This window comes from Bacillus sp. LLTC93, from assembly GCF_002993125.1.
GTDB classification, from domain to species: Bacteria; Bacillota; Bacilli; order Bacillales; family Bacillaceae; genus Bacillus; species Bacillus zhangzhouensis.
The window spans coordinates 36,686-62,696 of record NZ_PVME01000004.1; the positions used below are offsets into that span (position 1 = coordinate 36,686).

Below are 26,011 nucleotides of genomic sequence, written 5' to 3' on the forward strand. Positions count from 1 at the left end.
AAAGCAATTTCGATCAAAACGTACTTGGCAATTTGTTTTATGATCAAGAAGAGGTGAGGGAGATGATGTATAGTCGGGTTACGCAAGAGGTGATTTCCTATTTGGAGTCGCATTTGATGGATGAGCTCTCGCTGAGGCAGGTGCCTGAGAAAGTGGGGTATTCTCATTTTCATTTGCTGCGTGTGTTTAAAAAAGAAACAGGGCTGTCGATGGGGGAATATGTGCGGAAACGAAGGTTAGCTACGGCTGCACAGCTTCTTTTGTATACAGATCAGGGGATATTAGATATCGCTTTTTCGTTACAGTTCCAATCGCAGGAAGCCTTTACGCGTGCTTTTAAGCATCTCTATTCTTTACCTCCTGGAATGTACCGGACATTGATGAGAGATATGCAAATGAAAAAGGAGGAAGTTTCTATGACATTACATGAAGTGGTGCCTGGCTGGGGATTGAGTGGTTCACATCCGAATATGTATGAGATGGGTGTTGATACAGCAGTGTTTCATACTGGGAAGCAAGCAGGTGTTTTATCTTCTAAAGAAGGCGTTCAGGATGGACAGTTTGCAACGATGATGCAAGGGTTCCAAGCAAAAGAATATGTGGGGAAACGGCTCAAGCTCTCTGCTTTCTTAAAATCGGAGGATGCGTCATCTGCAGGGGTTTGGATGCGTGTAGATGATGGAAAAGGAGATATAGTACAGTTTGATAATATGCAGAATCGACCTGTGACAGGCTCTACGGAATGGAATCAATATTCGATTGTATTAGATATTCCTTCTCACAGTGAATCCATTCATTTTGGGGTGCTGCTCGGCGGGCAGGGAAGAGTATGGGCAGACGGTTTTCGATTTGAGGAAGTGGATGAGAAGACACCTACAACCAATATGGTGGAAGCCTCAGCACTGCCAGATACCCCTGTGAATTTACAATTTGAGCTTGAGAAGACCGTGTAAGCGGTCTTTTTTTGTTCTATACAAACCTGTATTGACAGTTTATAATAAAGCTTATAATATACATACCAACGGTCGGTATGTAAAAGGAGGCGTTTCATTTGGCTAGAAATAAATATCCAGAAAAGACAATCCAGCAGATTTTGGACGTGTCGACGAAGTTGTTTCAGGAAAAAGGATTCGAAAAGACGAGTTTGCAGGATATTATCCATGAATTGAATATGTCTAAGGGTGCTATTTATCATCATTTTAAATCGAAGGAAGAAATATTACGTGCCGTGATGGATCGGCAATTTCGTTATGCGACGCAGAAGCTTGAGGAGCTGATCGAGCATACGGAGGCAGCTCATGCAAAAGAGAAGCTACAGCTGATTCTAGAGCAGCTTGTGGCAGACCCGCAGTCTCATTCAATTGATGGGATCTTGGTTGACCAGATCAAAAATCCACAATTTGTGGTTGAAGGGATGAAGGTAGGAGTCAATCATGATGCGCTCAAAATCAAACGGCTAATTCTTGAAGGGATTGAAGATGGGTCAATGACGACTGCTTTTCCTGGTGAAGTGGCAGAGGTGTTTATGCTTCTTGTGAATATATGGTTGAATCCAACGCTATTTGCTCGTGATCAACAAGAAACTGTTCAGCGCTTGCTGTTTTTACAACAGATGATGAAAGGACTTGGAGTAGATGTGGTGAGTGATCTATTTATTCAAAAGGTCACAGCGCATTATGCTGGTATTGGAGGGTATGATCAGCCTGAAACATAAGTGGTCAGACAGAGAAGTACTTTTGTTGTTGAAATGCCAAAGACATTCCATATTATAGGAGGGTTCATCATGCTTCATTTAATGAAACTTGAGTTAAGAAAAAGTCATATCAAACAATACATTCGAGCTAGTATGATAGCGAGTATCGTGCTGCTGGTATTGATCTATTTTGTCGCGTTTGTTGCACAGGTAGAACAGGAGACGGGTTTTCAGCAATACATGAATATTTACTTATTAACGAGCGCAATATGTATGATCTTTTTTTCTATACTAACAGCTAAGATGTATTGGCTAGTTGTGGTCACTGCATGTCGGGAACATCAATCCAGCTCCAATGCAGCCAACCTGAAACCATTACTCTTTTCTAAAATGGTCTTGATGATGTGCTTATCGACGGTGGCTATGTTGTTTAGTATCATTCCCTCATTTGTTGTGTTTGGTTTCACGGAAGCCATCTTACCAATTGTTCATGATACGATGACTGCTGAGTTCTTTTTTACTTTCTTAAAAACCTTCCTTGTGTTTACTTGTTGTGTCAATGGGATTGGTATGATAGCGATGAGAATAGGTTTTATGAAGAAATCTGTTTTCACCACCATCATAACTGCAATCTTATTATGTGCCGTTTTAGGAAACGTGTCGATAGCAAGCTATGGAAATGATCAACTGAATCTCGTTCTATTGGGAGCGATGACCGTGTCTGTCTTCATCGTGATCCTTGAAATGATGAGTAAGGTTGGCCGGCTGAAAACGATATGAGTCGTGATGAAAAAAGGAGGGAGACATGTGGAGCATACGGTTCAAATTGAAGAAGCAGTCGTTGAGCTATCGCTAGATTGGTTGATAGGGAAAGTTCGTATTCATCAGCATGATCATTCTTATATATTGATTCATCAAATCACAAATAATGCCTTTCCTCGCCGGCATTTACTGCATTATCAAGTAAGGGAAGGAAGGCTGGTGATTCAGGATAGAAGAAAAAGAAAGTTCAGTTTAGGTCTTCACCTACACAAAACGGATTTGGAGATTTATCTCCCTCAAAAACAAATACAGTCCATGTCTATTCATTGTAAAGGAGCAAATCTTCACTTAGACGGGCTAAGGATGGAGGAAATCAAGTGTCAATTGACTTCTGGAAAGGCGATGTTCATGGGAAATATCAAGCATCTGCGTTTACAGACTGTTGGTGGACTTATTTCTAGTCAACAGCTCATCACACAAACATTGGAATTGCGCACCACATCGTCAAAAGTGGAGATGGTAGGTGCTTTTTCAGATATTGATCTGCATGCAACAGGTAGAAAGATACAGATTGATTCTATAACTATGCTGCATTCACTCAAATCGACTACAACTGGTGCAGATGTCAAATTGGCAATTCCAGAGAATGATGGATTTTCATGTTACGTAAAGAAAAGATCAGGTGTCTTTCAGAATGACTTCCCTTGTGTTGGCGAGAAGGAGAACAAGGTGCATAAAAATGGACAGAAGACCTTCGAAATCGATATAAGAGGTGGTCAGTTTAGATTAAGTGAAACGCATTGAAGTTATTTTACCCTCTTATTCAATATATCAATATAAAACAATTTGAATCTCTTTTTATGTCAGAATATTTAGTTAATAATGTTTTCCTCAAAAAAACAATTGTTTTTTAAGGGTAGATTTATTATGATAATATACATCAATAGGTTGATGTTTCATAATCAGAATGAAAATTCTGATTTTTTACTTTTTATGCTGTTTGTTGATGAGGGGGAAGAAAAGTGGCTCAAAAGGAATTAAAGAGAGGGTTAAGTGCCCGTCATATTCAAATGATTGCACTTGGCGGAACAATTGGTGTTGGCTTATTTATGGGGTCAGCCAAAGCCATTCAATGGACAGGTCCATCGGTTCTTCTTGCGTATGCAGTGTGTGGCATCTTTATCTTTTTTATTATGCGTGCTATGGGAGAAATGTTATATCTTGAACCGAGTACTGGATCGTTTGCTACATTCGGACATCAATATATTCATCCGCTTGCGGGGTATATGACGGCTTGGAGTAACTGGTTCCAATGGGTCATTGTTGGGATGTCTGAAATTATTGCAGTAGGCGCTTATATGAAATATTGGTTTCCAGAATTACCGGCGTGGATTCCAGGATTAATTGCGATGATCATTTTAGGCGCGGCCAACTTGATTTCGGTTAAGTCGTTCGGTGAGTTTGAATTTTGGTTTGCGATGATCAAGATTGTGACGATTATCTTGATGATTATTGCGGGTCTAGGCATTATTTTCTTTGGATTTGGAAATGGCGGAACAGCAATTGGTTTGTCTAATCTTTGGGCGCATGGAGGGTTCTTTACAGGTGGATTTAGTGGATTCTTGTTTGCGTTGTCTCTTGTCATTGCTGCCTATCAAGGCGTAGAGCTCATTGGGATTACAGCAGGTGAGGCGCAAAATCCGCAAAAGACACTGACAAATGCGATCAAAAGTATCATCTGGCGTATTTTGATTTTCTATATCGGTGCGATCTTTGTCATTGTGACTGTGTATCCTTGGGATCAGCTCAATACCCTTGGCAGTCCATTTGTGGCGACGTTTGCGAAAATTGGAATTACAGCGGCAGCTGGTATTATTAACTTCGTTGTGATTACAGCAGCTATGTCTGGCTGTAACAGTGGTATTTTCAGTGCGGGACGTATGCTTTATACATTAGGTGTGAATGGACAGGCGCCAGCTTTCTTTACAAAAATCTCAAAGAACGGTGTACCGTATTTTGGGACATTCGCTGTACTGATCGGTCTAGCGGTAGGAGTTGTCCTGAATTATGTTGCTCCGCCAAATATTTTCGTCTATGTGTATAGTGCGAGCGTTCTCCCTGGTATGGTGCCTTGGTTTGTGATTTTAATTAGTCATATTGGCTTTAGAAAGGCGAAGGGGGCAGCGCTTGATCAGCATCCATTCAAGATGCCGCTAGCACCAGTTTCTAATTATCTTACTATTGGCTTCTTATTGATGGTTCTTGTGTTTATGCTCATTAATCAGGATACGCGTATTTCTCTTATTGTGGGAATTGTATTCTTGATTGTAGTGGCGCTTAGCTTTTTTGTATTTGGGATTGGAAAACGAAAACCGATTGAAACAGCTTCAACTGATCAAACGGTGAAATAATAGAAAGCCTTGCGGAATGAACGAACCGCAAGGCTTTTTTGTTGTTTACAGCGAGGCTTTTACACGCTGAAAGACATCTGGAAAGTTGGTGAAAAGGCCGGTGACGCCGTATTGCAGAAGACGGGTCATGTCTGCTTCGCTGTTTACTGTATATGGATGAAGAAGAAGCCCGTGGCTTCTGACCTGCTGCACATTCTCAAGAGTTAATGCTCTAAAATTAGGTCCGATACCCACTGCGTAAGTTTTGATGAAGTCGAGCTGATCGTCTGTGATGGACGTCATTTGGGCTCTATCTAATAGCTGTACTTTTGGAAGGCGTGGAGCTAGTTTCTGTAGTTTTAGCAGGCTGTCTAGACTAAAGGATTGGATGATGACTTGCCCTTTTCTAGTATGTTTTCCGAGAAGGTGATGTTTCTTTAAGGTGGCCAATAGCTTTTCTTCCATTTGTGGATAAAGGTCCGGTTTTTTTGTTTCAATATAATAATTCTCTCGTTTGCCGAAATAGCGCAACACCTCATCTAATGTGAGTACTTGCTGTCCAATATAATTGGCATTTTGTTTGTCGGGGTTGGCTTCGTTAAACCATGCGCCGGCATCGAGCTGTTTGATTTCGGCAAGTGTGAGGTCTTTGACCCAGCCTGTTCCGTTTGTGGTCCGGTCAACAGTTTCATCGTGCATGACGATGAGATGTCCATCCTTTGTCATTTGGAGGTCGAGTTCGAGGTAATCCGCATTCATCTTTGTGGCAAGCTGGTAGGAAGCCAGGGTATGCTCTGGTGCATACCCTGATGCTCCGCGATGTGCAACGGTTAAAATGCGATCTGGAGATAAAAGATGTTCATGTGCCGATACAGTAGTCGGCACCCACGCAAAAGACAGTAAAGCAAAAGAGAGCAACACGAAAGCAAGTAATCTACTTTTCTTCATATTTTATCCTCCTTCTACGGTAACTGCCTTCATCATAAGAAATAGATGTAAAGAGCATGTTGGGGGGATATGAATCTTTTATGTGATTTTCATTAAGCCTGCTCTACGCGCTTCCCTGTATTCCATGTCATCGCCAGGAAGACAATCGCAAGCACACAAGAACCAACCAGTAAAATAAAGCCTCCTGTCCAGTCATAGTGATCCACGACTACGCCCATCATGGCATTGGCAAAGGCAGAGCCGCCAATATAGCCGAAGAAGCCTGTGAGCCCGGCAGCAGTGCCAGCGGCTTTTTTAGGGGCGAGATCAATGGCTTGAAGTCCAATGAGCATGACAGGCCCGTAAATCAAAAAGCCGATGCTGATGAGGGCAATGTTATCGACCATTGGATTGCCAGCAGGATTTAACCAGTACACGAGAACAGCAATTAAAACCCCAACCATAAAGAGGACGCCTGCTGGTGCACGGCGGCTTCTAAAGAAGCGGTCACTGATCCAGCCGCACAATAATGTACCGGGAATGCCTGCATATTCATAAAGAAAATAAGACCAGCGTGAATGCTCTGGTGAAAAGCCCTTTGCTTCCGTTAAATAGGTCGGCGCCCAGTCAACGACACCGTAACGGACGAAGTACACAAAGACGTTGGCAATGGCGATATACCAAAGGAATTTATTGTTGAGTACATATTTAAATAAAATCTCTTTCACTGTTAATTCTTTTTCTTGATCCTCATATTTCTGTGCCGGATAATCATTTCGATATTCCTCGATTGGCGGAAGCCCAGCGGATTGCGGGGTGTCCCTTACGAGAAGAATGATCACGAAAGAAACGATAATGGCAATGATGGCAGGGAAGAAAAAGATACTTTTCCAAGTCGCAAACAGCACAATTCCTAATGTAATGAGCGGTGCAAGAATACCCCCACCGATATTGTGAGCGACGTTCCAAATGGACATTTTCGTGCCTCGCTCACTGATTGAAAACCAATGGGCCATCGTACGTCCGCATGGAGGCCACCCCATTCCTTGGAACCAACCGTTTAAAAACATGAATAAAAACATGATCCATACACTTGAAGTCACCCATGGAAACGAGACAAATAGGATATTAATAATGGCTGATAGAAAGAGTCCGGTGGCTAAAAAATATCGTGGGTTACAGCGGTCCGAGATCATGCCCATGATGAATTTACTAAAGCCATAAGCGATGGAGACAGCCGCTAGCACAAAGCCTAATTCACTTTTCGTGAACCCTTCTTCCTGTAAATAAGGGATGGCAAAGGCGAAATTTTTGCGCAGCAAATAGTAGCCTGCATACCCGATAAAGATCCCTAAAAAGACTTGCAGCCGCAGCCGTTTATAGGTCTCGTCTGTTTTGGCATCATCAAGCCTGTCGATATGCGGAGCTGGTTTAAACCATTTGAACATAAAGATCCTCCTTTTGTGGATATCCGATTGACTGAAGCAAAAGTACGAGATATGCCTTCGATCTTGTACTTTTTCAGAGACAAAAGAATTGATAACGCTTTCTTTTGTACTCCCATCATATCGGATGAAGGAGATGTTTATGATGAGGCTTTTGTCATTATTTTGGAAAAATGTTCATCCAGTCATGAAAAAAATCCGCACAATGGCGGATTTTTTCATATCGGTTAAATGGACACATGAACTTTCGCAGATTTCTTTAGTTTTTCAATTTCTTTTTGTACTTCTTTCTGCTTTTCTTGAGATTCTAACTGTTTTTTAATTTGTGATTTGATTTCTTTGTATTCTGGTGCTTTTTGCTTTTGTTTTTTCATTTGTTCTGCGTATTGGTCATAGTACGCTTTAACGTCTTTTTCAGAGACAGAGGCTGATTTGATTTCTTTGTCGACATATTGGCTGTATTTGATGCTGTCGGCAATGTCACTTTTTAACTGATCTATTGTGAGTCCGCTCTTTTTGAGTGCTTCTTCGAATTGAGCATTGTCTTTAAATTGTTTCTTTTCTTCTTTTAGCTGCTTATCTACTTCTTTGTCAGAGGCTTTGAAGCCCTTCTTCTCAGCATCTTGCAGGATGAGCTCTTGACCTACGAGCGCATCAATGGTTTGTTTCTTGACTTCTTTTGCACCTTCTTTAGATGTTGGGTCTTGCCCTGCTTGCTGAAGCTGCCCTTGAATGGTCGATAAGGCGCTATTGTATTCACTGCCTGTGATTTTGTCTTGGTTGACGGTCGCAACGACCTTTTTGTCATCGATTTTTTGTGCATCTAATTTCTTTTGCATGTCTTCCATTTGCTTTTGCTGCTCTTTTTGATCAGCCTGTGTTGTTTCCTTGTTTTTGGCTGAGTCATTCTGCTTATCCTGTTTTGCATCGTTTGATGAGCAAGCTGCAAGCCCAACAGATAGCAGACAAGCGATGAGTGCATATGATACCTTTTTCATCATTTTCTCTCCCTTCGGTATGAGAACATCTAGTGCGCATTCTAACCGTTTTAGAGGAAAAATAAAACCGTATACACGAATTGTTAGCGGATTGACATTTTTTTCATCTGTTTGTCCTCATTTTGACTTCTCGCAGTCATCATATGACAGCTCAAAATTGGAATAATTGTTCCATTGCCTCGTCGATATTCGTGATAGGCTGGCGGCAGCTGTAGTTTTCACAAATATACACGGTCGTCTTGCCGTCGATCGTTTTGTAATCTTTTGCAAATGGTGCGAGCTGTGCTAGGTCCTGCCCTGTTTCAGCGGTTAATATGATATCAAATGGCATGAATCGTTTCTGAAGTGCCTGTAAAAGCCGCTCTTTTTGCGGGTCGCCCTTTTTTCCGAGAATGATGATTTCTCGTTTGGCGGCATATTGACTCAAGACCCCTTGTAGGAACGCTGTGTGTCCGCTTGGGTAGGAAGAGACATCGACATAAAAGATTTTGAACATCTGCTCTAATTTTTCCAGCCAGTCTTGCCGTCCGATCATTCTACTCAACGTGAGAAGCTGTTTGAGTGCGGTGCTGTTACCAGAAGGCATGGCACCGTCGTACACTTCTTTTTCGCGAACGATGAGTGCTTCCGCATCTGACCCCGAGAAGAAAAAGCCCCCTTTTTCATTGTCCCAAAACAGCTCAAACATGTTCTCGGCAACAGTCTTCGCTTTTTCAAGAAAGTCTTGTTCAAAGGTCGCTTCGTATAAAGACAAATAGGCTGAAAGCATGTGTGCATAATCCTCGATAAAGCCTAGGTGCTTCACGTCCCCTTCTCTGTAGCGGACCATGAGTCGTTCATTTTGGACGAGGTGTGTTTCTAGAAAAGACATCGCCTGCTTCGCCATGCTGATGGCTTCCTCTGCATCAAATACCCTTCCTGTTTTGGCAAGTGCAGAGATCATCAGTGCATTCCAGGATGTGAGCACCTTGTCATCGACAAGCGGTGCGGGACGCTGCTGTCTCACGGATTGTAAGATGTGCTGAGCGGATTGCAGCTTGGACTGAAGGGTTTTGTCGTCTATCGAAAACGATGCTTTGATGTCATCAAATGAGGTTGAAATCGTATGAGGAATGTTCCACCCTTCAAAGTTCCCCTCTTCTGTGATGTGATAGACCGCGCAGAATAAAGCGCCAAGGTCCTCGCCTAAATGGGTCATGATCTCATCTTTAGACCAGACGTAAAATTGCCCTTCTTTCCCTTCAGAATCTGCATCTATCGCTGAATAAAAGGAGCCGCCGGGATTCATCATATCTCGTTTCATAAATTGGATAAGGTGGTGGACAAGCTTTTCATACTCAGGTTGTTGAGTGAGCTGATAGGCTTCTGTATATGCTTCCATCAGCAAGGCGTTATCATACAGCATCTTTTCGAAATGCGGCACAAGCCATTTTTCATCCGTCGAATAACGAGAAAAGCCTGAACCAATATGGTCATATATACCGCCATTTGCCATACCATCTAACGTTTTCGTGACCGCATATAACGCATTCTCCTGCCCAGTCCATTCATAATAGCGCATAAGGAACGAGAGCATATGAGGTGCAGGAAATTTTGGCGCAGAGCCGAATCCGCCATACAGCGTATCAAAGCTGCTCATGAGCTGGTAATAGGCTTTGTGGATGGATTCTTGAGACAGCGTGTTTTCTGTCTGACCTGCTGCTTTGATCCGCAGGTTATTCGTCGCCTTCTCTGCCAATGATTCAATATGATCTCGGTCGTTGTGATACGCATCCAGCAATTGCGTCAATGCTTCAATGAAGCCCGGACGGCCGTAAGCACTTCTTTTCGGAAAATAAGTCCCCGCATAAAAAGGCTTTTGATCAGGCGTGACAAACACGTTGAGCGGCCAGCCGCCTTGCCCCGTCATCATCTGGCAAACGGACATATACATGGAATCAATATCGGGACGCTCCTCACGATCGACTTTAATCGAAATGAAATGCTCATTTAGGATATCGGCGACTTCTTGGTCTTCGAAGCTTTCATGGGCCATGACGTGGCACCAGTGACAAGTGGCATAGCCGATGCTGACAAGCACAGGTTTATTTTCACGTTTGGCTTTGTCGAAGGCTTCTTGCCCCCACGGGTACCAGTGAACTGGGTTATGGGCATGTTGAAGGAGATATGGTGATTTTTCAGTGATGAGTGGGTTGGGTGTTTGATTGTTTGGCATGGGTCACCTTCTTTATAAATGTTTTTAAGTATTCTCTTTTCTCCATTTAATATATCAGATTGCTGAGGCCCGTCATAATTTGTCTGTGAGGTATTCCCATAATGAAAAAACAAGGGCTATAAACCCTTGCTTTTTCATTATTTCACCTTTTAACTACTTCAATCGTAATGCTTCAACAAGATTGCTGAATTATGTCCTCCAAAACCAAAAGAATTTGATAACCCATATTTCAATGGAAGGTGTCTCGCTTCTGTTACAATATCTAAGTTACAATCTGGATCTTGCTTCTCTACATTAATAGTTGGCGGAATCATTCCTCGTCTCAAACTTTCTACTAAAGCAATTGCTTCTACTCCTCCAGCAGCACCAAACATGTGCCCTGTCATTGACTTGTTCGCCGTTGTTGGAATTTCACCTGAGCGATCACCAAATAATTTCTTAATAGCTAGAACTTCTGAACGATCACCTACTTGTGTACTTGTTGCATGAGCACTAATAACATCGATTTCACCTGTTGATATATTTGCACTTCTCAATGCTTTTTTCATGGCTAAGTAGGCACCTTTACCTTCTGGGTGTGATGCTACCATATGATGAGCATCTGAACTAGCTCCGTATCCCACTACTTCACATAATATCGGCGCATCTCTAAGAATAGCGTTTTCTAAAGATTCTAATACTAAGATACCAGCGCCTTCACTCATAACAAAGCCATCTCTATCTGTATCGAATGGGCGGCTGGCTCGACTTGGGTCTTGGTTTCTAGTAGATAGTGCATGTGCGTTTCCAAAACTAGCCAAAGATATCTGTGTGATGGTAGCTTCTGCTCCACCGGCAAATATAATATCTGCTTCATCATTTCGGATCGCATTGAAAGCTTCACCAATAGAGGTGTTCCCAATAGAACAAGCTGTGACTGGTGACAATGATGGTCCTTGTGCTCCTAATTTTATGCTTATTTGGGCCGCAGCTGCATTTGAAATCATCATGGGTACAAGGCTGGGGCTTACTCTCGAGGGACCTCGTTTATCTAATACATTCACATTATCAACAAGTGATTGTATACCCCCGATTCCTGAACCAACATATACTCCTAAACGTTCGAGATCAACATTGTCTAACTGTAATTGTGAATTTTCTAATGCTTGTTCGGCTGCTGCTAAGGCAAACTGGCTAAAACGATCTAATCGTTTTGCTTCTTTTCTCCCCAATATTTCATCTGCATCGAAATCACGAACGATTCCAGCTATTTTTGTTTTATAATCAGTAGTATCAAAAGAATCAATTAGAGATATTCCCGAGTGTCCTTTAATAAGTTGATTCCAAAAGCTATTTACATCATTCCCTAGTGGAGAAATAACTCCCATTCCAGTAACGACAACTCTTTTCATGATCATTCCCTCCTTGTTTTTATTAACTTTAGCCATTGTGTTATCCTATTACAAGTTGTTGTTTATCCTAGTATAATTAATAATATTTTAAAGGGAGATCTTAATGAAACCTGAAACAAGACTTCAAGCATTATCAGAATTTCTAAAGAACCAACGTTCGAAAATTACTCCCCAAATGGTTGGTTTACCTGTAGGAACCCGCAGAAGAACACAAGGACTCAGAAGAGAAGAAGTGGCTCTACTAGCCGGTGTAAGTCTTACTTGGTATACATGGTTAGAACAAGGCAGAGATATAAAAGTATCTACTTCGGTATTAGATGCTATTTCTCGAGCATTACAATTAAATAACGATGAAAGGAGATATTTGTACGCTTTAGCGTTAGAGGAAGGAGTGAAACAATCCTTTATCAATGAGAATGAGAAGGAAATCAGTCCGGCTCTAGTAAAAATTTTGCAGGAACTTCGTTATTGCCCAACGATTATATCAGATAGAAGAAGTCAGATTGTTGGATGGAATCAAGCAGCAGCTAATGTATTTTTGGACTTTGAACAAATCATCCCGGCAGAAAGGAATATCATACGCTTACTATTCGCAAGAAAGGAATTTAAAAGTTTAGCCGTGAATTGGGAGCATTTTGTTAGAGGATATATCGCAATATTTAGAACGTATTATGGACAGTATGTGGCTGATGACTGGTATGAGCAATTTATAGAAGAAATGGAGGAGGCATATCCTGAGTTTCGTAAAATATGGAATGAAAATGAGATAAGCTATGCTCCTGAAGTATTAATTGAATTTCGTCATGCTAAGGTAGGTAAAATGTTGTTTAATCTCACTTCATTACAAGTGTATGGGGATATCGATTTAAGATGCAGTGTCTATACTCCAGTTGAGGATACTGAAACTGAGCTTAAGTTAAAACGTTTAATCGAAGGCTAGCTATTGTTTGGAGAGTGGAATTGATTTGAGGAATACTCTTTTAGCTTTCTGTAGACTTAAAAAACAACTAGTATAGTTCCAATTCGTTCTTTGTATTTGGATGAAGTTATTGTTGTGCATCTAATATAAAATTGATTCTATCCCATCAATGGCAAGTTCCTTTGGTTATCCATACTCAATCGATATGAAAACTGCTTTGTTTTCGCGTTTCGCTTTCTTGAATGCTTCGTCTGACCATGTGTACCAGTTGACCGGATTATAGGCTTGTTGGAGAAAATATGGCGACTTTCAGTGATTAATCGGTTGAGCATTTTTTGTTTGTCATGAGTTCACATGCTTTCATATATTAATTTCCTGCGTACTTTAATTTTAGTGAGACTTCGTCTTTTTAAATAAAAAAATCCTCTAAAAATAGAAGAGGACAATAGGATGTATTTCTTTTGATATGAATATTATTTGTTACTTGAAGTAATCAATTTCCACAATGAATTTCTCAACTGATATTCCATCGCTCCCAATCATATGGAGTTTAGGAGTTTTTAAATTTTCCTCACCATTATTTCCAAATGTAAAGGTGACTGTACCATTTAAATATTGATGAGGATTTATATCTTTAATTCTTTTCCCCGTCTTATTATTAATAAAGTCTATGGTCTGGGTTTCTTCCTCTCCCCTCATCATTCTATAAAATTCAGGATGTAGGGGGAGTTTATCGTTTGTTTTATTTTTTAATGTAAATGGTATGCGGTATTCAGTTATTTTATTTCTCATTTCATCAATGGTATTAATTTTCTTAGCTTTTTTAAACGTATGACTTATTTTTAGAAATTCAAATGTTTCATTTGTCGTAAGGTTTTTTTCTGTTACTTTATAGTTGGAGTATTCACTATTCACTTGTTGATAGCGGAACATGCTGATTAAGATAAAAATTATAGTCATCACTGAAATTACTATTACTTTTTTTCTCATTTTTCTTTATCCCTATCAATAATCGTTTCTTTTATAATTTCACCAGATTCAATATCATAAATCGTATCTGAAACCTTTTGAAGAGTTTCTTTATCATGGCTAGCAATTAAAATTGTTTTACCTTCATTTTTTAATGTTACGAGTAATTGATGTACTATTTCGACTGCTTTCTCATCTAAAGCATTAGTAGGTTCATCTAAAATGAGCAAATCTGGTTTTTCCATAATTGCTTGAGCTATTCCCAAACGTTGTTTCATTCCAAGTGAATACTTTTTAAACTTTCTTTTGTCATTTGGATCAAGCCCTACACGAGAAATCACAGCAGAAATTTCGTTATCGTTAATTTTATTCTGAATCATAGAGAGTAATTTTAGGTTAGCAAAACCAGTATATTCTGGTATAAAACCAGGATACTCTATTAATATTCCAACATTTTCGGGAAATGAGATGTCTCTGTGTAAGTGTTTCCCACCTACAGTTACTTTTCCATCACTTGGTTTTACTAATCCGGATAATACACGAAATAACATTGTTTTTCCGGATCCATTAGGTCCACGAAAACCATAAATACTCCCCTTTTTTAATGATAAGTTAATATTCTTAAGGACGTGGTTTTTTTTTATAAATTTGTTTAATGCCTCAATTTTAATATATTCTTCTGACATGAGTTTCACCTCGATTAACATTCTTTTTCATGATCAATACCGTATTCATTTAAAAAATCTTGTTTGATAAAAATTTTATATGCAAGAAAAGTAAAAAGTAATCCAAAACCACTAAATAAATAAATCATTCTAGAAAATAAACCTGGTATAAGCCAAGATGTCATTTCTAATGACAGAGAGTCATTAATGAAAGAAAAACCAAAATAAATATTAAGCATTTTATCAAGAATGACAGTAGATGAAATGATAATAAAGCTGTATATATAATTTTTACTTAACAAATAGCAAACCACAACAAATAGTCCGATCAGATAGAATACCAATAAACTTGTAATCAGATATCTAATTAACATGATATTAGATGAAAAGTATTCATCTAAAGGTAGTTGATCGCCATATATTAAGTACGGAGCTCCTTTTGTAGACAGCCAAACGTTGTCCCACCTTCCTGACAGGAAGCCACCCAGAAGGAAACCACCGATTAGGTATATGAGAGTGAATATTAGACAGATCCAAAAGACACGTAATAATAACGATAAAAATACTTTTTCTCTTTTTTGATAACGAACAAAACGAGAAGAGTCAAAAAAAGGTACGATTCCAAATGAAAAAAACATTAGAAAAAGGGGTAATACGGGAAAAATAAATGTATAGGAAGAGAAAAATAAATTTAAAGATTGTGGTATTCCCATTATTCCATGTTGCGGTAAACTTTCTTTGACTAAATATAAAATACAGAGCAAATAACAAAAAAACCAAATGAATAATCGCACTTTATAACGGTATATGTCGAGTAAAACGATATGTAGTTCTTTAATGAATAACATTCTTTTTAACCCCTAGAATGTATAATGAAAAACTTAACATAAATCCGATAAACAAGTGTAAAACAAGACTTGCTAGACTCACACCATCTGTAGCCTGTTGTTGCAAGAAGCTTGTTGATATCATTTCCTGATGCCCTAGTGTTGAAAGTACCATGTTTATGACATATAAACTTGCAAAAGGTGTAATTAGAACAACAAATGATTTTTTAATAAACATTCCAAATCCCAAAGCTATACTTGCGAACATACCAGAGAAAATACCAATCAATATTACATATAAAAGCATATGAACAAAGGGATGTGTATAATATAGATCTGGTAAGAAAGTATTATCAGAGTCTAAAGGCATCTCATTGTTAATCGCTCTATCAGGTTTTATATTTGGAAGTCTCATGAAAGACAAATAAATATTTAATAATAGAGGAAAGACAGCTGTGAGCATACCTGCTAAAAAGTTTATAAGAAACAAACTAAAGAAATATTGTTTTTGTTTTCCTCTAATAATTAAAAAGCGAATAAAACCAGTTGATCGATCTCTTGAGTACAGATCTGAAAATGGAAGTGTTGCTAAAATTGGTAATAAGAACATGTAAAGTGCTGGATAATCTGATATTCCACCAATCCCCATCCATTTTGTATAAGGGGTAAAAGAAATTCCTCCAGTAAGTTCTAAATGTTCTTTTAGTGGCATTTCTTCTGTCCAAAAATATGCAATTGCTAGAATTGCACCAATGGCTAATGATATGTAAAAAGATGGGCGTTTTATTAATCGTAATATAAGCAAATAAAACATGTATCTCTCCATTTCGTTTATTTAAAAATAAATGTAGAAGCGACTCAGTTAATTCTGAGTCGCTGTGTCATATAGTTCTCTTTTGAATTTAAAGAGCCTAATAGAATCAAGGGCTATTTGGATCGTAATCGGGACTCCATACGCCATTAGCATAACCAGCTGCATTCTTTTTAGCACCTATCGTAACAGGCGGATATCCTATTCCCAAGAATGTTTTTTCAACTGCCAAATTGTATAGGAGTTGTACTCCTTTATAATTTTTCTTAATTGTATAATAGTGGCCATCTGAAACATCTTTTCCTTTAGATCTGGCCCAGGCTACATAAGAAGTATTATTCTTTTCACTGTTCATATAATACCAGGATTTAGTATATTTTGTTCTAGATGTTGTCTCATCATATGGATTTCCTTTTAGAAATCTAAAATTATAATTAGTATCTTTATAGTTGCCAGTTGGTTCTCCTGCATAGACATGCACAATTCCTATAGTAGAAAAGGTTACTCCTAGAATTAAAGTTAGGGTAATGATTATTTTATTTTTCAACGGTCTTCTCCTCACTGTTTACTTACAACAAAATATTTATCTGCGACACCTATGCAATCATTATCTTTATTTAGCCAAATCATTCTTAATGCTATTTCTGCTTTCTGACCTTTGAATGTTGGTAAATTGATTAAAAAATCGTGATCAGCATCTGGGATATCATAAGATTGCTCCCATTGATGAGTCACTCCCCTATCATCTTTCAATTTTCCTAAGATTTTTGTTGGGGGAGGTTCTTTTTGACTAAAGGTCATCGCTAATTCATAATTTTTAGGAAGTGGTCCAACTTCGAGGTCCTCTCCTTTGAAAACATTCTCAATTGCGACATCATTATTCTTAATCTGACCTTGATAATAACGATCCTCTTTCAGGTTTTCCCAAAATATAACTTTGAAAAGACTTTGCTTTTGTTCAGTATCAAAATAGAATAGTTTTGGTTCATCTTTTGTACTATTATCCAAATCTTTTATACTTATAGAGGGATCTGGAGCTTTGTCTTTTATTGTGTTATTGAACTTACTAGTTTGACAAGCGCTAATTAAAGATATCATTATTAAAATTAAAAAAAATGTAAATAACTTTTTCACTATTTTCCCCACTAAAACCATAATTTGTACCGGTACATAAAAATTATACAATAAAATAAAGAAAAATACACCTTTTTTTGCATTTTTTTAACTTAAAAGTTATGTTATGCTATGTTCTAGTTAGTTGATAAGAGAGGATTCTATACATGATTGGTTTATTATTACTTTTTAAAAGAGATATGATTCTTGGGTCCCATAGAACTGTAAAGATCTTTATCGTTATATTTATTCTAGGCTTATTTAATTTTCTATACTACCTTTACTTTCTACATATTAGTTTATCCAAAAGTACTGTTGCGTTTTGGGATGTTATTGGGAAAACCTTTGCGGGTGTTCCCTTTGAACTTGTCGAACAACAAATAATTGAATTTCCTTTTGGATGGATTATATTTCTATTAAGTGGTGCAATATTGGTCAATACTTTTATAAAAGAAGATCTATTTGCCCATAGTGCGTTTATTAGAGTTAGAACCAAGTCAATATTTAAATTGTGGATAAGTAAATTATTATTTTGTTCCACCGCAATATTGATCTTTTACATATTAATATTGTCCTTAACTTGGTTTGTATGGAAGTTGAGTGGGGGTACAGTAAATAATTTGACAGATTACGGCGAAAGTATTTTAAGATATTCATCATTCCAATTCTCTTATAGTCAAATTATTGTTTATTCAATTCTCTTAAATATAGCTGGGACATTTCTTTTCACTTTTATCTTTGCTTTATTATCATTAATTTTTAAAACAATTTATAGTTTCATAGTTTGTATCTGTATATTATTTCTTTCCATTTTCTCAGACAACCCAATGCTACTTGGAAATGCATTTATGCTGATTAGGCATCCTATGTTTGGTTTATCTCCAGTTGTCTCTATTAGTATTACACTGATAATAGTACCTATTCTTTGTACTATTATCTTGATAGTTGGAGGAATATATCTATCTAAGTATGATTTAATAAGTAATATGGAAACGGAATGATTTTGTAAATGTGTATATTATCCTATAGGTTTGAAATCTACACATTTATCCGCTCTAAGAAAGGAAACAAGTTTAAAAATGAGAAGCTGCTGTGACATTTCATCTCAGCAGTTTTTCTTTTTTAGTGAATCATCATGATTGACTAAATACCTCTAAGGGTATACTATCGTTCGTAGGAATCCAATAGAAAGGAGTGCTTGTGCATGGAATATAATCAGCAGATGAAGAATCGTCTTCGCCGGATTGAAGGGCAGATTAAAGGTGTTCTGGCGATGATGGAGCAGGGAAAGGATTGCCGCGAGGTGGTGACGCAGCTGTCTGCCTCACGTAATGCCATTGATCGGGCGATGGGTGTCATTGTGAGTACAAACCTTGAGCAATGTGTCCGGGAAAGTCTTGAACAAGGCAAGGATACGGAGGGTCTTGTGAAAGAAGCGGTTGAGCTATTGGTGAAAAGCCGATAAGAAATTCTTCAGCCTTTGGAGGTTGACGAATTTTTTTACTTGTTATAATATACCCTTACCGGTATGTGTATATATTTTTTAGATTTTATATACCCCCACGGGTAATTAAAAGGAGGAGCAGGATGGAAGAACAGAAGAAACGGACGACGATTATTTTATTTAGTGGAGATTATGATAAAGCGATGGCCGCTTACATTATTGCAAATGGCGCAGCAGCCTATGATCATGAGGTGACGATTTTTCATACCTTTTGGGGACTGAATGCCTTGCGTCAGGATGACATGGTGCCAATGAAGAAAGGCTTTTTAGAAAAAATGTTTGGCAAGATGATGCCGCGCGGCGCTGATCGAATGGGCATTTCAAAGATGAATTTTGCTGGAATGGGCCCAAAGATGATTAAGCACGTGATCAAAAAGCACAATGCCATGACTTTGCCGCAGCTTATTGATATGGCGAAGGAACAGGAGATTAACCTCGTGGCATGTACAATGACGATGGACCTTTTAGGATTGCAGGAGAAAGAATTATTAGATGATATTCAATATGCTGGTGTGGCGGCGTATTTAGCTGAGGCTGAAATTGGGAATGTGAATTTATTTATCTAGTGAGGTGTTAACACATGATTCAAACACTTTTGATCATCATCGTCATTGGTTTGCTGGTGAGCCGTTTCCTTCCTGTAAAGGGTGTAAAACAAATTGATGCAGCAGATATGAAACCTCAATTGCGTAGGCAGCATCAACAACTGATTGACGTTCGGTCTCCTGTAGAATTTCAAACAAACCATATTAAAGGATTTCGCAACATCCCCTTACCTCAGCTAAAAGAACGAGCAAATCAGCTTGCGAAAGACAAAGAGGTCTATGTGATATGCCAAAGCGGAATGAGAAGTATGCAGGCAGCTAAAATATTGAAGAAGCAAGGATTTACACAAATTACGAATATCAAGGGTGGCATGAATGCTTGGCATTAAGTATGTATAAAATATACCCCCACCCCTATATAAAGGAGGACATCACGTGCATCAACCAACTGTCATTTTAGATGCAAAAGGATTGGCATGTCCGATGCCGATTGTGAAAACAAAAAAACAAATGAATGAGCTATTACCAGGAGACGTGCTTGAGGTGCAAGCAACCGATAAAGGGTCAGCAGCGGATCTAGCGGCTTGGTCAAAAAGCGCTGGTCACGAATTTTTAGGAACAAAAGTAGAAGGACAGGTGCTCCATCATTTGATCCGAAAGGGCGGAGCGAAAGAGAAAGAAGGGGAGTCAATGATTTCGGAAATGTCTTTGGAGATTTTTCAACAGAAGGTAAAAGAAGAATCATCTTTGTTTATTTTAGATGTACGAGAGCTGGATGAATACGAGGCGGGTCATATTCCAGGAGCTGTCCACATCCCTCTTGGTGAGGTTGAACAACGTACGGAAGAATTGAGCCGGGATACGGTCATTCACCTCATCTGTCATTCAGGTAGAAGAAGTGAATTAGCTGCGCAAAAGTTAAAAGAAAAAGGATTTCATCAATTGATGAATATCGTGCCAGGCATGAATAGCTGGACAGGAGCGATTGAAAAATAGGAGCTGAATGAGACATGACTGTAAAGGCAATGACGACAGAGCAGTTAACGAAAAAGGTCATCAACAAAGAGCCTCTCTTTTTGTTAGATGTACGAAATGAGGCAGATGCTCAGGACTGGAAGATTGAAGGGGAAGCGATTGAATATGTCAATGTGCCTTACTTTGATCTGTTTGAGGGCATAGAGGATATTTTACACAAAATACCGAGTGACCGAGAAGTGCTGGTTGTTTGTGCGAAAGAGGGCTCATCTATCATGGTGGCGGAAATGCTGTCAGAAACGGGCAGGCCTGCCCATTATTTACAGGGCGGCATGAAGGCGTGGAGTGAGCATCTAGAGCCAGTGAAGATAGGGGATTTAAGCGGCGGTGGAGAGTTGTATCAATTTGTGCGGATGGGCAAAGGCTGCCTGTCCTATATGATCATGTCAAATGGAGAAGCCGCAATTGTAGATGCAGCTAGAATGACGGATGTCTATATCCATTTTGCTAAAAAGCACGATGTCACTGTGACGCATGTGCTCGATACTCATCTTCATGCAGATCATATTTCTGGTGGGAAAAAACTGGCTGAACAGACTGGTGCCAACTACTGGCTGCCACCAAAAGATGCAGAAGAGGTGACCTTTGAATATAAACGGCTTGAAGATGGACAGCGGATGACAATTGGAGCGGCTTCCATTGACATTCATCCCCTTTACTCGCCGGGGCATACGATTGGTTCAACATCTTTTATCGTGGATAATCAATATCTTCTTTCAGGTGATATTTTGTTCGTTGATTCTATTGGAAGACCTGATCTCGCTGGAATGGCGGAGGACTGGGTAGGTGATTTGAGAGAAACACTCTATGACCGATATAGAGCACTTTCAAAAGAATTCATTGTTTTGCCAGCGCATTTCATGATCATGGATGAAGTCAATGAAGACGGAAGCGTTTGGATGGAGCTAGGCGTTCTATTTGAAGAAAATCATGGACTGAATATTGAAGATGAAGACGTATTTAGACAAATGGTCACGAAGAATCTGCCTGCACAGCCAAACGCCTATCAAGACATTCGTAAAGCCAATATGGGGAAGCTGAGCCCAGACGATGAAGAGCAGCGAGAAATGGAAATTGGTCCAAACCGTTGTGCGATTCGGTAATGTTCAATAAAATAGGAAAAGAGGAACGATCAAATGATATCAGATCAACTGTTAGACGTAACGGGGCTTGCGTGCCCAATGCCGATTATTCGAACGAAGAAAAAAATGAACGACTTGGCGGAAGGTCAAGTGTTAGAAATACATGCAACAGATAAAGGGGCTAAAGCGGACTTGGCGGCATGGGCGAAGTCAAGCGGACATGAATTGATCACGCAGGCGGAAGAAGGGAATGTACTGAAGTTCTGGGTGAGAAAAGGGTCCTAAAGGATGTAGGGGGTATCTGCTAAAGATCCCCTTTTCCTTTTGCAAAGGAGGAGACCAGCGTGGATTTTGCGTTTTTAATTACACTTTTTATCATCGGATGTATTGGTTCCTTCTTATCAGGAATGGTGGGGATCGGGGGATCTGTGATCAACTATCCCATGTTGCTTTATATCCCGCCTCTTGTTGGTGTGATGGCAATGTCAGCACACGAGGTATCGGGGATTGGCGCCATTCAAGTGCTCTTTTCGACGCTCGGTGGCGTGCTGGCGTATCGGAAAAGTGGATTTTTACATCGCTCGTTGATTTTATATATGGGAAGCAGTATATTGGCAGGTAGCTTATTAGGTAGTTATGTATCACACTTCATGCCGGAGAAAGGGATGAATCTCGTCTATGGGTTGCTCGCCATTGTAGCCGTTATCCTCATGCTGATTCCGAAAAAAGGGCAGCGTGCAGATGCAGAGGGAGAAGTGACTTTTCATAAAGGGCTGGCCGCTGGTATTGCCTTTGTGATCGGTAGTGTTTCAGGGGTTTTAGGCGCAGGAGGAGCATTTATCTTGGTGCCGGTGATGCTGTCTATTTTAAAAATTCCTGTACGGATGACCATTGCGTCGTCACTTGCGATTACGTTTCTTTCTGCCATCGGTGCGTCTGCTGGAAAGGTATTGACGGGTCAAGTCATGCTCCTTCCTGCTGTTGTGTTAATGGCGGCAAGTTTGATTGCCGCTCCGATTGGTGCCAAGGTCGGTCAGAAAATCAATGCCGTCTACTTGCAATGGCTACTTGCCGTGATGATTACAGCGACAGCGATCAAAATTTGGCTGGATCTATTTTGAAGAAAAGACCAACAGAGAAAGCAGCAGCTGCTTCACACGTGTTGGTCTTTTTTATTTGACGTCATCGTGCTCGATATACGTTTCAAGTGCTGGGTGGTACTCTTTTTGATAATGAAGGTTGGGGCATGTTTTCACGACTTTGCCTTGCAGGGCATTGGACTTAGAGACTTCTAATGCTGTTTTACATTTTGGGCAACGTTCTGCAAATAATGAGGGCCAGCGCTTCATGTATCACCACTCCAGTTAAAGTCTTAAAAACCGATTATATTAATATGAATTATAGGGGATTGTGTAGGTGAGGTCAATGGGTGTTTGGGTCTTTTTAACAAAAAGAAGCATCGCCAAGGATGCTTCTCTTTCGTCCATATTATTAGTAGGCTTTCGCCCAGAACACCATATCAGATGCAGACTTGCCGCAGCACACACATGTGTCAGAAACGGTTTCCTGTTTGAATGGGATACAGCGTGAAGTTGCCCCTGTTTTTTCTTTGATGTCGTTTTCACAGGCTTCATCACCGCACCACATCGCTTTGATCAATCTGTTTTCTTCCGCAAGGATTTGCTCGATGTCTGCGATTGTGTAGGCGTGGGATGTTTTTTCATGTAATCGTTCTTTTGCCTTTTGGTACATCGTCTGCTGAATGTCTTCAAGGGTGGCTGTGATGGTCTGTTCAAGTGCATCTAATGTGACGGCTTGCTTTTCACCTGTGTCTCGTCTTGCGAGCATCACCTGTCCTTTTTCCATATCCTTTGGTCCAACTTCTACACGTAAAGGAATGCCCTGCATTTCACATTCGTTGAATTTCCAGCCTGGCTGTTTATCACTTGCATCGATGTCAGCACGTGCGATGCGGGCGAGTCGATCTTTCAATTCATAGGCATGGTCTAGCACACCTTCTTTGTGAGAAGCGATTGGCACAATACGTACTTGGGTTGGTGCAATGTTTGGCGGGAGGACAAGTCCTCTGTCATCGCCATGTACCATGATCATGGCGCCGATGATTCTTGTCGTGAAGCCCCAAGAGGTTTGCTGGACATGCTCCAGTTTCCCTTTGCGGTTTAAGAATTCAATGCCAAAAGCCTTTGCAAATCCGTTACCGAAGAAATGAGAAGTGGCGGTTTGCAATGCCTTTCCATCATGCATCAAGCTTTCGACCGTATAGGTGAAACGGGCGCCGGCGAATTTTTCCTTCTCTGTTTTTCTCCCTTTGATGACAGGGATCGCAAGGAGCTCTTCGCAAAGAGAAGCGTAGATGTGGAGCATTCTTTCTGTTTCTTCAATCGCCTCTTGCTCAGTCTCATGGCATGTGTGCCCTTCCTGCCATAGGAATTCAAGGGTTCTAAGGAATGGACGTGTTGTCTTTTCCCAGCGGACGACATTGGCCCATTGGTTATACAGCTTTGGTAAATCGCGGTAGGAGTGAATAATGTTCTTGTAATGCTCAGCGAACAGCACTTCAGAGGTTGGTCTGACGCAGAGTCTTTCTTGTAATGCTGATTCACCGCCATGAGTCACCCATGCCACTTCAGGAGCGAAGCCTTCGATATGATCTTTTTCTTGTTGCAGCAGGCTTTCTGGGATAAAGAGAGGCATATAGACATTCTCATGACCCGTTTCTTTAATTTGATGGTCAAGTTCGTCGCGAATGTTTTCCCAGATTTTAAAGCCGTATGGCTGGATAATCATACTGCCTCTAACGCTTGAGTAATCGACGAGCCGCGCCTTTGTGACAACATCTGTATACCACTGGGCAAAGTCGTCTTCCATGCTTGTAATGTTCTCAACAAATTGTTTCTTTGACATCGCATTTTCCTCCTTTTAAAAAACAAAAAAGCTGTGCTTTAAGTTAGGGACCATTCCTGGTGGTACCACCCTAATTTAAAGCACAGCTTTACACTCAATCATGATAACGGTTTGAACCGCTGTATGAAACAGAACTAAATCGGCAGGTTCACTTGAAGATGTCAGTAGGAACTTCTCAGCACCGTTCCCTCTCTGTTAAAGATCGATTCAAGCTACTATTCCAGATCTACGTTGATTATTGTTCGTTGATTTTTCATCAGTTTACCTGTAAATGGGGGAGAAAGCAAGTTGTTCTAATCTCCTTTTCAGCGCCTTTTGTTTAGGGATTGGAATGGCATTATTTTTCTATTTTTACAGCTTGCCAGTTATGTGAGGCTATGCTAATATATTTGAAGAAAAAATAGACTTGTATAACCTCAATAATATGGTTTGAGGGTTTCTACCAGGATCCGATAAATCCTGATTACAAAAGCGCGCTTTCCTTTTTTGTAATCAGGGTTTTTTTGTTTGTCTACACCCTGTATCAAAAGTGAAAGCGATGATATACAGAAGGGATGTTAGACATGAACTGGAGAGTATATTTATTAGCCGTTTCTACTTTTGCGGTTGGATTAGTTGAGCTTGTGGTTGGAGGCATTTTGCCAAGCCTTGCAGAGGATCTGGATGTTTCTCTTGCGACAGCTGGACAGCTTATCACGGTATTTGCGATTGTGTATGCGATCTCAGCACCAGTGCTGCTGACCGTCACAGCCAAAATCGAACGAAAGCGTCTTTATTTAATAGCGTTATTGGTGTTCACAATAGGAAATGTGTTTACTTATTTTAGTTCGACCTTTGCTCTTGTCATGATGTCAAGGGTGTTCATTGCGATGAGTACAGCGCTTGTGGTGGTGTTATCACTGACGATTACCGCCAAATTGGTGGAACCAGCGCATCGAGCGAAAGCATTAGGCCTGATTTTTATTGGCATTAGTTCATCACTTGTTCTCGGTGTACCGATCGGTATCTTTATTACAGAGAGCTTTGGCTGGAGAGTGATGTTTTTAGGAATCAGTATTCTATCGGCCATATCCATGGTGCTGATCTATTTTCTATTGGAAAAAATGCCTGTTGAAAAAGTCACACCTCTTAGAGAGCAAATTCGTTCTTTAGGGCATCCGAAAATCTTTAGTGCACACTTGATTAGCTTGTTTATGCTTGCGGGCCATTATATGCTCTATTCTTATTTCACCCCATTTCTGATGGAAGTTCTGCATATGACACCGTTTTGGATTAGCATTTGTTATTTGGTATTCGGGCTTGCGTCTATTGGCGGAAATGGTTTTGGCGGCTGGCTTAGTGACAAACTGGGTTCAGGGAAAGCCATTTTGTTTGTGACAATAGCGTTTGCGATTGTCATGTTTATCCTTCCGTATACAGCGGGTGTGTTTGTGCTCTTTATGGTGATGGTTGTCCTGTGGGGAGCGCTCAGCTGGGCACTGACGCCTGCCTTGCAGAGCTATTTGATTCAAACAGATCCTGTAACCTCTGATATTCAGCAAAGTTTAAATACATCGGCTTTGCAAATTGGCATCTCGATCGGATCAGCAGTTGGCGGTGTCGTGTTTACAATGACCGGTTCATCCGTTGATTTGGCTAAATTCGGTGCTGTGTTTGTGCTGATTGCCTTTAGCTGTGCGGTGATTTCGTTGAAAAGACCGCCTCTTTATATGGATCGTCAGAATCATGCTGAATAGCTGCCTATGATTAGGCAGCTTCAGCGTGTAGACAAACCCTCGCATTCTTTGTCAGTCCT

The 26,011-nt window shown here is 40.0% G+C and carries 28 protein-coding genes, 2 pseudogenes, 1 riboswitch and 1 other annotated feature; of the genes and pseudogenes, 15 read left to right on the top strand and 15 right to left on the bottom strand.

Annotation, left to right across the window (positions count from 1 at the left end):
- The first annotated feature begins 62 nt into the window (after positions 1-62).
- The 5 genes from C6W18_RS14010 (at position 63) to C6W18_RS14030 (ending at position 4,866) form a co-directional block, all read left to right on the top strand.
- The gene (locus tag C6W18_RS14010) at positions 63-953 is read left to right on the top strand and encodes a helix-turn-helix domain-containing protein (RefSeq protein ID WP_105927940.1); all 891 of its coding nucleotides are present in this window, start codon (positions 63-65) and stop codon (positions 951-953) included.
- A 128-nt stretch (positions 954-1,081) separates the two neighbouring features.
- Complete coding sequence (locus C6W18_RS14015; protein ID WP_105928113.1) at positions 1,082-1,714, top strand: TetR/AcrR family transcriptional regulator; 633 nt, start codon at positions 1,082-1,084, stop codon at positions 1,712-1,714.
- 69 nt (positions 1,715-1,783) lie between these two features.
- A complete protein-coding gene (locus C6W18_RS14020; protein ID WP_105927941.1) occupies positions 1,784-2,473 on the top strand; it encodes a bacitracin ABC transporter permease in 690 nt (229 codons plus the stop codon).
- Positions 2,474-2,500: 27 nt separating this feature from the next.
- Positions 2,501-3,259, top strand: a complete 759-nt coding sequence (locus C6W18_RS14025; protein ID WP_105927942.1) for a DUF4097 family beta strand repeat-containing protein — start codon at positions 2,501-2,503, stop codon at positions 3,257-3,259.
- A 218-nt stretch (positions 3,260-3,477) separates the two neighbouring features.
- The gene (locus C6W18_RS14030) at positions 3,478-4,866 is read left to right on the top strand and encodes an amino acid permease (protein ID WP_105927943.1); all 1,389 of its coding nucleotides are present in this window, start codon (positions 3,478-3,480) and stop codon (positions 4,864-4,866) included.
- Positions 4,867-4,911: 45 nt separating this feature from the next.
- Here the strand turns inward: C6W18_RS14030 and C6W18_RS14035 are convergent, their stop codons facing one another.
- The 6 genes and pseudogenes from C6W18_RS14035 to fabF all read right to left on the bottom strand — a co-directional run bounded on the left by C6W18_RS14035 (position 4,912) and on the right by fabF (position 11,821).
- Positions 4,912-5,793, bottom strand: coding sequence for a glycerophosphodiester phosphodiesterase (locus tag C6W18_RS14035; protein WP_105927944.1), 882 nt, complete (start codon positions 5,791-5,793; stop codon positions 4,912-4,914).
- A gap of 92 nt (positions 5,794-5,885) precedes the next feature.
- On the bottom strand, positions 5,886-7,220 hold the full coding sequence (glpT, locus tag C6W18_RS14040; protein WP_034324110.1) for a glycerol-3-phosphate transporter: 1,335 nt from the start codon (positions 7,218-7,220) through the stop codon (positions 5,886-5,888).
- A 224-nt stretch (positions 7,221-7,444) separates the two neighbouring features.
- The gene (locus C6W18_RS14050) at positions 7,445-8,215 is read right to left on the bottom strand and encodes a SurA N-terminal domain-containing protein (protein WP_105927946.1); all 771 of its coding nucleotides are present in this window, start codon (positions 8,213-8,215) and stop codon (positions 7,445-7,447) included.
- Between the two features lie 151 nt (positions 8,216-8,366).
- A complete protein-coding gene (locus C6W18_RS20535; RefSeq protein WP_317615002.1) occupies positions 8,367-9,854 on the bottom strand; it encodes a thioredoxin domain-containing protein in 1,488 nt (495 codons plus the stop codon).
- A gap of 84 nt (positions 9,855-9,938) precedes the next feature.
- Positions 9,939-10,430: pseudogene (locus tag C6W18_RS20345) on the bottom strand (thioredoxin domain-containing protein); the annotation flags it as partial.
- Between the two features lie 158 nt (positions 10,431-10,588).
- A complete protein-coding gene (fabF, locus tag C6W18_RS14060; protein WP_105927948.1) occupies positions 10,589-11,821 on the bottom strand; it encodes a beta-ketoacyl-ACP synthase II in 1,233 nt (410 codons plus the stop codon).
- A gap of 103 nt (positions 11,822-11,924) precedes the next feature.
- On the opposite strand from fabF, the gene C6W18_RS14065 reads away from it, so the two are divergent.
- Positions 11,925-12,761 (top strand): helix-turn-helix transcriptional regulator, encoded by an 837-nt coding sequence (locus C6W18_RS14065; RefSeq protein WP_105927949.1) that lies wholly within the window; start codon positions 11,925-11,927, stop codon positions 12,759-12,761.
- Between the two features lie 165 nt (positions 12,762-12,926).
- Here the strand turns inward: C6W18_RS14065 and C6W18_RS14070 are convergent.
- From C6W18_RS14070 to C6W18_RS14100, 7 genes and pseudogenes are all read right to left on the bottom strand, one after another.
- Positions 12,927-13,037, bottom strand: a pseudogene (locus tag C6W18_RS14070) (DUF255 domain-containing protein); the annotation flags it as partial.
- A 183-nt stretch (positions 13,038-13,220) separates the two neighbouring features.
- Positions 13,221-13,730, bottom strand: a complete 510-nt coding sequence (locus C6W18_RS14075) for a hypothetical protein (RefSeq protein ID WP_105927950.1) — start codon at positions 13,728-13,730, stop codon at positions 13,221-13,223.
- On the bottom strand, positions 13,727-14,395 hold the full coding sequence (locus C6W18_RS14080) for an ATP-binding cassette domain-containing protein (protein ID WP_105927951.1): 669 nt from the start codon (positions 14,393-14,395) through the stop codon (positions 13,727-13,729). Before C6W18_RS14080 ends, C6W18_RS14075 begins: the two co-directional genes overlap by 4 nt.
- Before the next feature lie 14 nt (positions 14,396-14,409).
- Positions 14,410-15,222, bottom strand: a complete 813-nt coding sequence (locus C6W18_RS14085; RefSeq protein ID WP_105927952.1) for a hypothetical protein — start codon at positions 15,220-15,222, stop codon at positions 14,410-14,412.
- Positions 15,209-16,015 (bottom strand): hypothetical protein, encoded by an 807-nt coding sequence (locus C6W18_RS14090; protein WP_105927953.1) that lies wholly within the window; start codon positions 16,013-16,015, stop codon positions 15,209-15,211. Before C6W18_RS14090 ends, C6W18_RS14085 begins: the two co-directional genes overlap by 14 nt.
- 106 nt (positions 16,016-16,121) lie before the next feature.
- On the bottom strand, positions 16,122-16,559 hold the full coding sequence (locus tag C6W18_RS14095) for a hypothetical protein (RefSeq protein WP_105927954.1): 438 nt from the start codon (positions 16,557-16,559) through the stop codon (positions 16,122-16,124).
- 11 nt (positions 16,560-16,570) lie between these two features.
- The gene (locus C6W18_RS14100) at positions 16,571-17,146 is read right to left on the bottom strand and encodes a hypothetical protein (protein ID WP_105928114.1); all 576 of its coding nucleotides are present in this window, start codon (positions 17,144-17,146) and stop codon (positions 16,571-16,573) included.
- A 146-nt stretch (positions 17,147-17,292) separates the two neighbouring features.
- On the opposite strand from C6W18_RS14100, the gene C6W18_RS14105 reads away from it, so the two are divergent.
- The 8 genes from C6W18_RS14105 to C6W18_RS14140 all read left to right on the top strand — a co-directional run bounded on the left by C6W18_RS14105 (position 17,293) and on the right by C6W18_RS14140 (position 22,412).
- On the top strand, positions 17,293-18,126 hold the full coding sequence (locus C6W18_RS14105) for a hypothetical protein (RefSeq protein ID WP_105927955.1): 834 nt from the start codon (positions 17,293-17,295) through the stop codon (positions 18,124-18,126).
- 203 nt (positions 18,127-18,329) lie between these two features.
- Positions 18,330-18,590 carry a metal-sensitive transcriptional regulator gene (locus C6W18_RS14110; RefSeq protein WP_003217059.1) on the top strand — a complete coding sequence of 87 codons (261 nt, stop codon included), beginning with the start codon at positions 18,330-18,332 and terminating at the stop codon, positions 18,588-18,590.
- Between the two features lie 122 nt (positions 18,591-18,712).
- A complete protein-coding gene (locus C6W18_RS14115) occupies positions 18,713-19,195 on the top strand; it encodes a DsrE/DsrF/DrsH-like family protein (protein WP_105927956.1) in 483 nt (160 codons plus the stop codon).
- Positions 19,196-19,209: 14 nt separating this feature from the next.
- Positions 19,210-19,563: a rhodanese-like domain-containing protein gene (locus tag C6W18_RS14120; protein WP_041088804.1), complete on the top strand. Its 354-nt coding sequence runs from the start codon at positions 19,210-19,212 to the stop codon at positions 19,561-19,563.
- 46 nt (positions 19,564-19,609) lie between these two features.
- Positions 19,610-20,170, top strand: coding sequence for a sulfurtransferase TusA family protein (locus C6W18_RS14125; RefSeq protein WP_105927957.1), 561 nt, complete (start codon positions 19,610-19,612; stop codon positions 20,168-20,170).
- A 14-nt stretch (positions 20,171-20,184) separates the two neighbouring features.
- Complete coding sequence (locus C6W18_RS14130; RefSeq protein WP_105927958.1) at positions 20,185-21,312, top strand: MBL fold metallo-hydrolase; 1,128 nt, start codon at positions 20,185-20,187, stop codon at positions 21,310-21,312.
- A gap of 33 nt (positions 21,313-21,345) precedes the next feature.
- Complete coding sequence (locus tag C6W18_RS14135) at positions 21,346-21,576, top strand: sulfurtransferase TusA family protein (RefSeq protein ID WP_034324131.1); 231 nt, start codon at positions 21,346-21,348, stop codon at positions 21,574-21,576.
- A 59-nt stretch (positions 21,577-21,635) separates the two neighbouring features.
- On the top strand, positions 21,636-22,412 hold the full coding sequence (locus C6W18_RS14140; protein ID WP_034324133.1) for a sulfite exporter TauE/SafE family protein: 777 nt from the start codon (positions 21,636-21,638) through the stop codon (positions 22,410-22,412).
- A 51-nt stretch (positions 22,413-22,463) separates the two neighbouring features.
- Here C6W18_RS14140 and C6W18_RS20100 read toward each other — a convergent pair whose 3' ends face one another.
- The gene (locus C6W18_RS20100; protein WP_167331440.1) at positions 22,464-22,640 is read right to left on the bottom strand and encodes a hypothetical protein; all 177 of its coding nucleotides are present in this window, start codon (positions 22,638-22,640) and stop codon (positions 22,464-22,466) included.
- A gap of 142 nt (positions 22,641-22,782) precedes the next feature.
- Positions 22,783-24,216: a proline--tRNA ligase gene (gene proS / locus C6W18_RS14145; RefSeq protein ID WP_105927959.1), complete on the bottom strand. Its 1,434-nt coding sequence runs from the start codon at positions 24,214-24,216 to the stop codon at positions 22,783-22,785.
- A 42-nt stretch (positions 24,217-24,258) separates the two neighbouring features.
- Positions 24,259-24,454 (bottom strand) — a binding site (T-box leader).
- Between the two features lie 148 nt (positions 24,455-24,602).
- Positions 24,603-24,702: riboswitch (purine riboswitch) on the top strand.
- Positions 24,703-24,779: 77 nt separating this feature from the next.
- Here proS and C6W18_RS14150 point away from each other — a divergent pair.
- Positions 24,780-25,952, top strand: coding sequence for an MFS transporter (locus tag C6W18_RS14150; RefSeq protein ID WP_034324139.1), 1,173 nt, complete (start codon positions 24,780-24,782; stop codon positions 25,950-25,952).
- The last annotated feature ends 59 nt before the right edge of the window (positions 25,953-26,011 follow it).

Excerpts from the sequence above, each read along its gene's own strand:
- C6W18_RS20535 (WP_317615002.1), bottom strand. The coding sequence starts at position 9,854 with ATGAGCAGCTTTGATACGCTGTATGGCGGATTCGGCTCTGCGCCAAAA.
- C6W18_RS14090 (WP_105927953.1), bottom strand. The coding sequence starts at position 16,015 with ATGTTTTATTTGCTTATATTACGATTAATAAAACGCCCATCTTTTTAC.
- C6W18_RS20100 (WP_167331440.1), bottom strand. The coding sequence starts at position 22,640 with ATGAAGCGCTGGCCCTCATTATTTGCAGAACGTTGCCCAAAATGTAAA.
- C6W18_RS14065 (WP_105927949.1), top strand. The coding sequence starts at position 11,925 with ATGAAACCTGAAACAAGACTTCAAGCATTATCAGAATTTCTAAAGAAC.
- C6W18_RS14050 (WP_105927946.1), bottom strand. The coding sequence starts at position 8,215 with ATGAAAAAGGTATCATATGCACTCATCGCTTGTCTGCTATCTGTTGGG.
- C6W18_RS14105 (WP_105927955.1), top strand. The coding sequence starts at position 17,293 with ATGATTGGTTTATTATTACTTTTTAAAAGAGATATGATTCTTGGGTCC.
- C6W18_RS14010 (WP_105927940.1), top strand. The coding sequence starts at position 63 with ATGATGTATAGTCGGGTTACGCAAGAGGTGATTTCCTATTTGGAGTCG.
- C6W18_RS14110 (WP_003217059.1), top strand. The coding sequence starts at position 18,330 with ATGGAATATAATCAGCAGATGAAGAATCGTCTTCGCCGGATTGAAGGG.
- C6W18_RS14075 (WP_105927950.1), bottom strand. The coding sequence starts at position 13,730 with ATGAGAAAAAAAGTAATAGTAATTTCAGTGATGACTATAATTTTTATC.
- C6W18_RS14115 (WP_105927956.1), top strand. The coding sequence starts at position 18,713 with ATGGAAGAACAGAAGAAACGGACGACGATTATTTTATTTAGTGGAGAT.
- C6W18_RS14020 (WP_105927941.1), top strand. The coding sequence starts at position 1,784 with ATGCTTCATTTAATGAAACTTGAGTTAAGAAAAAGTCATATCAAACAA.
- C6W18_RS14035 (WP_105927944.1), bottom strand. The coding sequence starts at position 5,793 with ATGAAGAAAAGTAGATTACTTGCTTTCGTGTTGCTCTCTTTTGCTTTA.
- C6W18_RS14135 (WP_034324131.1), top strand. The coding sequence starts at position 21,346 with ATGATATCAGATCAACTGTTAGACGTAACGGGGCTTGCGTGCCCAATG.
- C6W18_RS14085 (WP_105927952.1), bottom strand. The coding sequence starts at position 15,222 with ATGTTATTCATTAAAGAACTACATATCGTTTTACTCGACATATACCGT.
- fabF (WP_105927948.1), bottom strand. The coding sequence starts at position 11,821 with ATGAAAAGAGTTGTCGTTACTGGAATGGGAGTTATTTCTCCACTAGGG.
- glpT (WP_034324110.1), bottom strand. The coding sequence starts at position 7,220 with ATGTTCAAATGGTTTAAACCAGCTCCGCATATCGACAGGCTTGATGAT.
- C6W18_RS14130 (WP_105927958.1), top strand. The coding sequence starts at position 20,185 with ATGACTGTAAAGGCAATGACGACAGAGCAGTTAACGAAAAAGGTCATC.
- C6W18_RS14150 (WP_034324139.1), top strand. The coding sequence starts at position 24,780 with ATGAACTGGAGAGTATATTTATTAGCCGTTTCTACTTTTGCGGTTGGA.
- C6W18_RS14080 (WP_105927951.1), bottom strand. The coding sequence starts at position 14,395 with ATGTCAGAAGAATATATTAAAATTGAGGCATTAAACAAATTTATAAAA.
- C6W18_RS14120 (WP_041088804.1), top strand. The coding sequence starts at position 19,210 with ATGATTCAAACACTTTTGATCATCATCGTCATTGGTTTGCTGGTGAGC.
- proS (WP_105927959.1), bottom strand. The coding sequence starts at position 24,216 with ATGTCAAAGAAACAATTTGTTGAGAACATTACAAGCATGGAAGACGAC.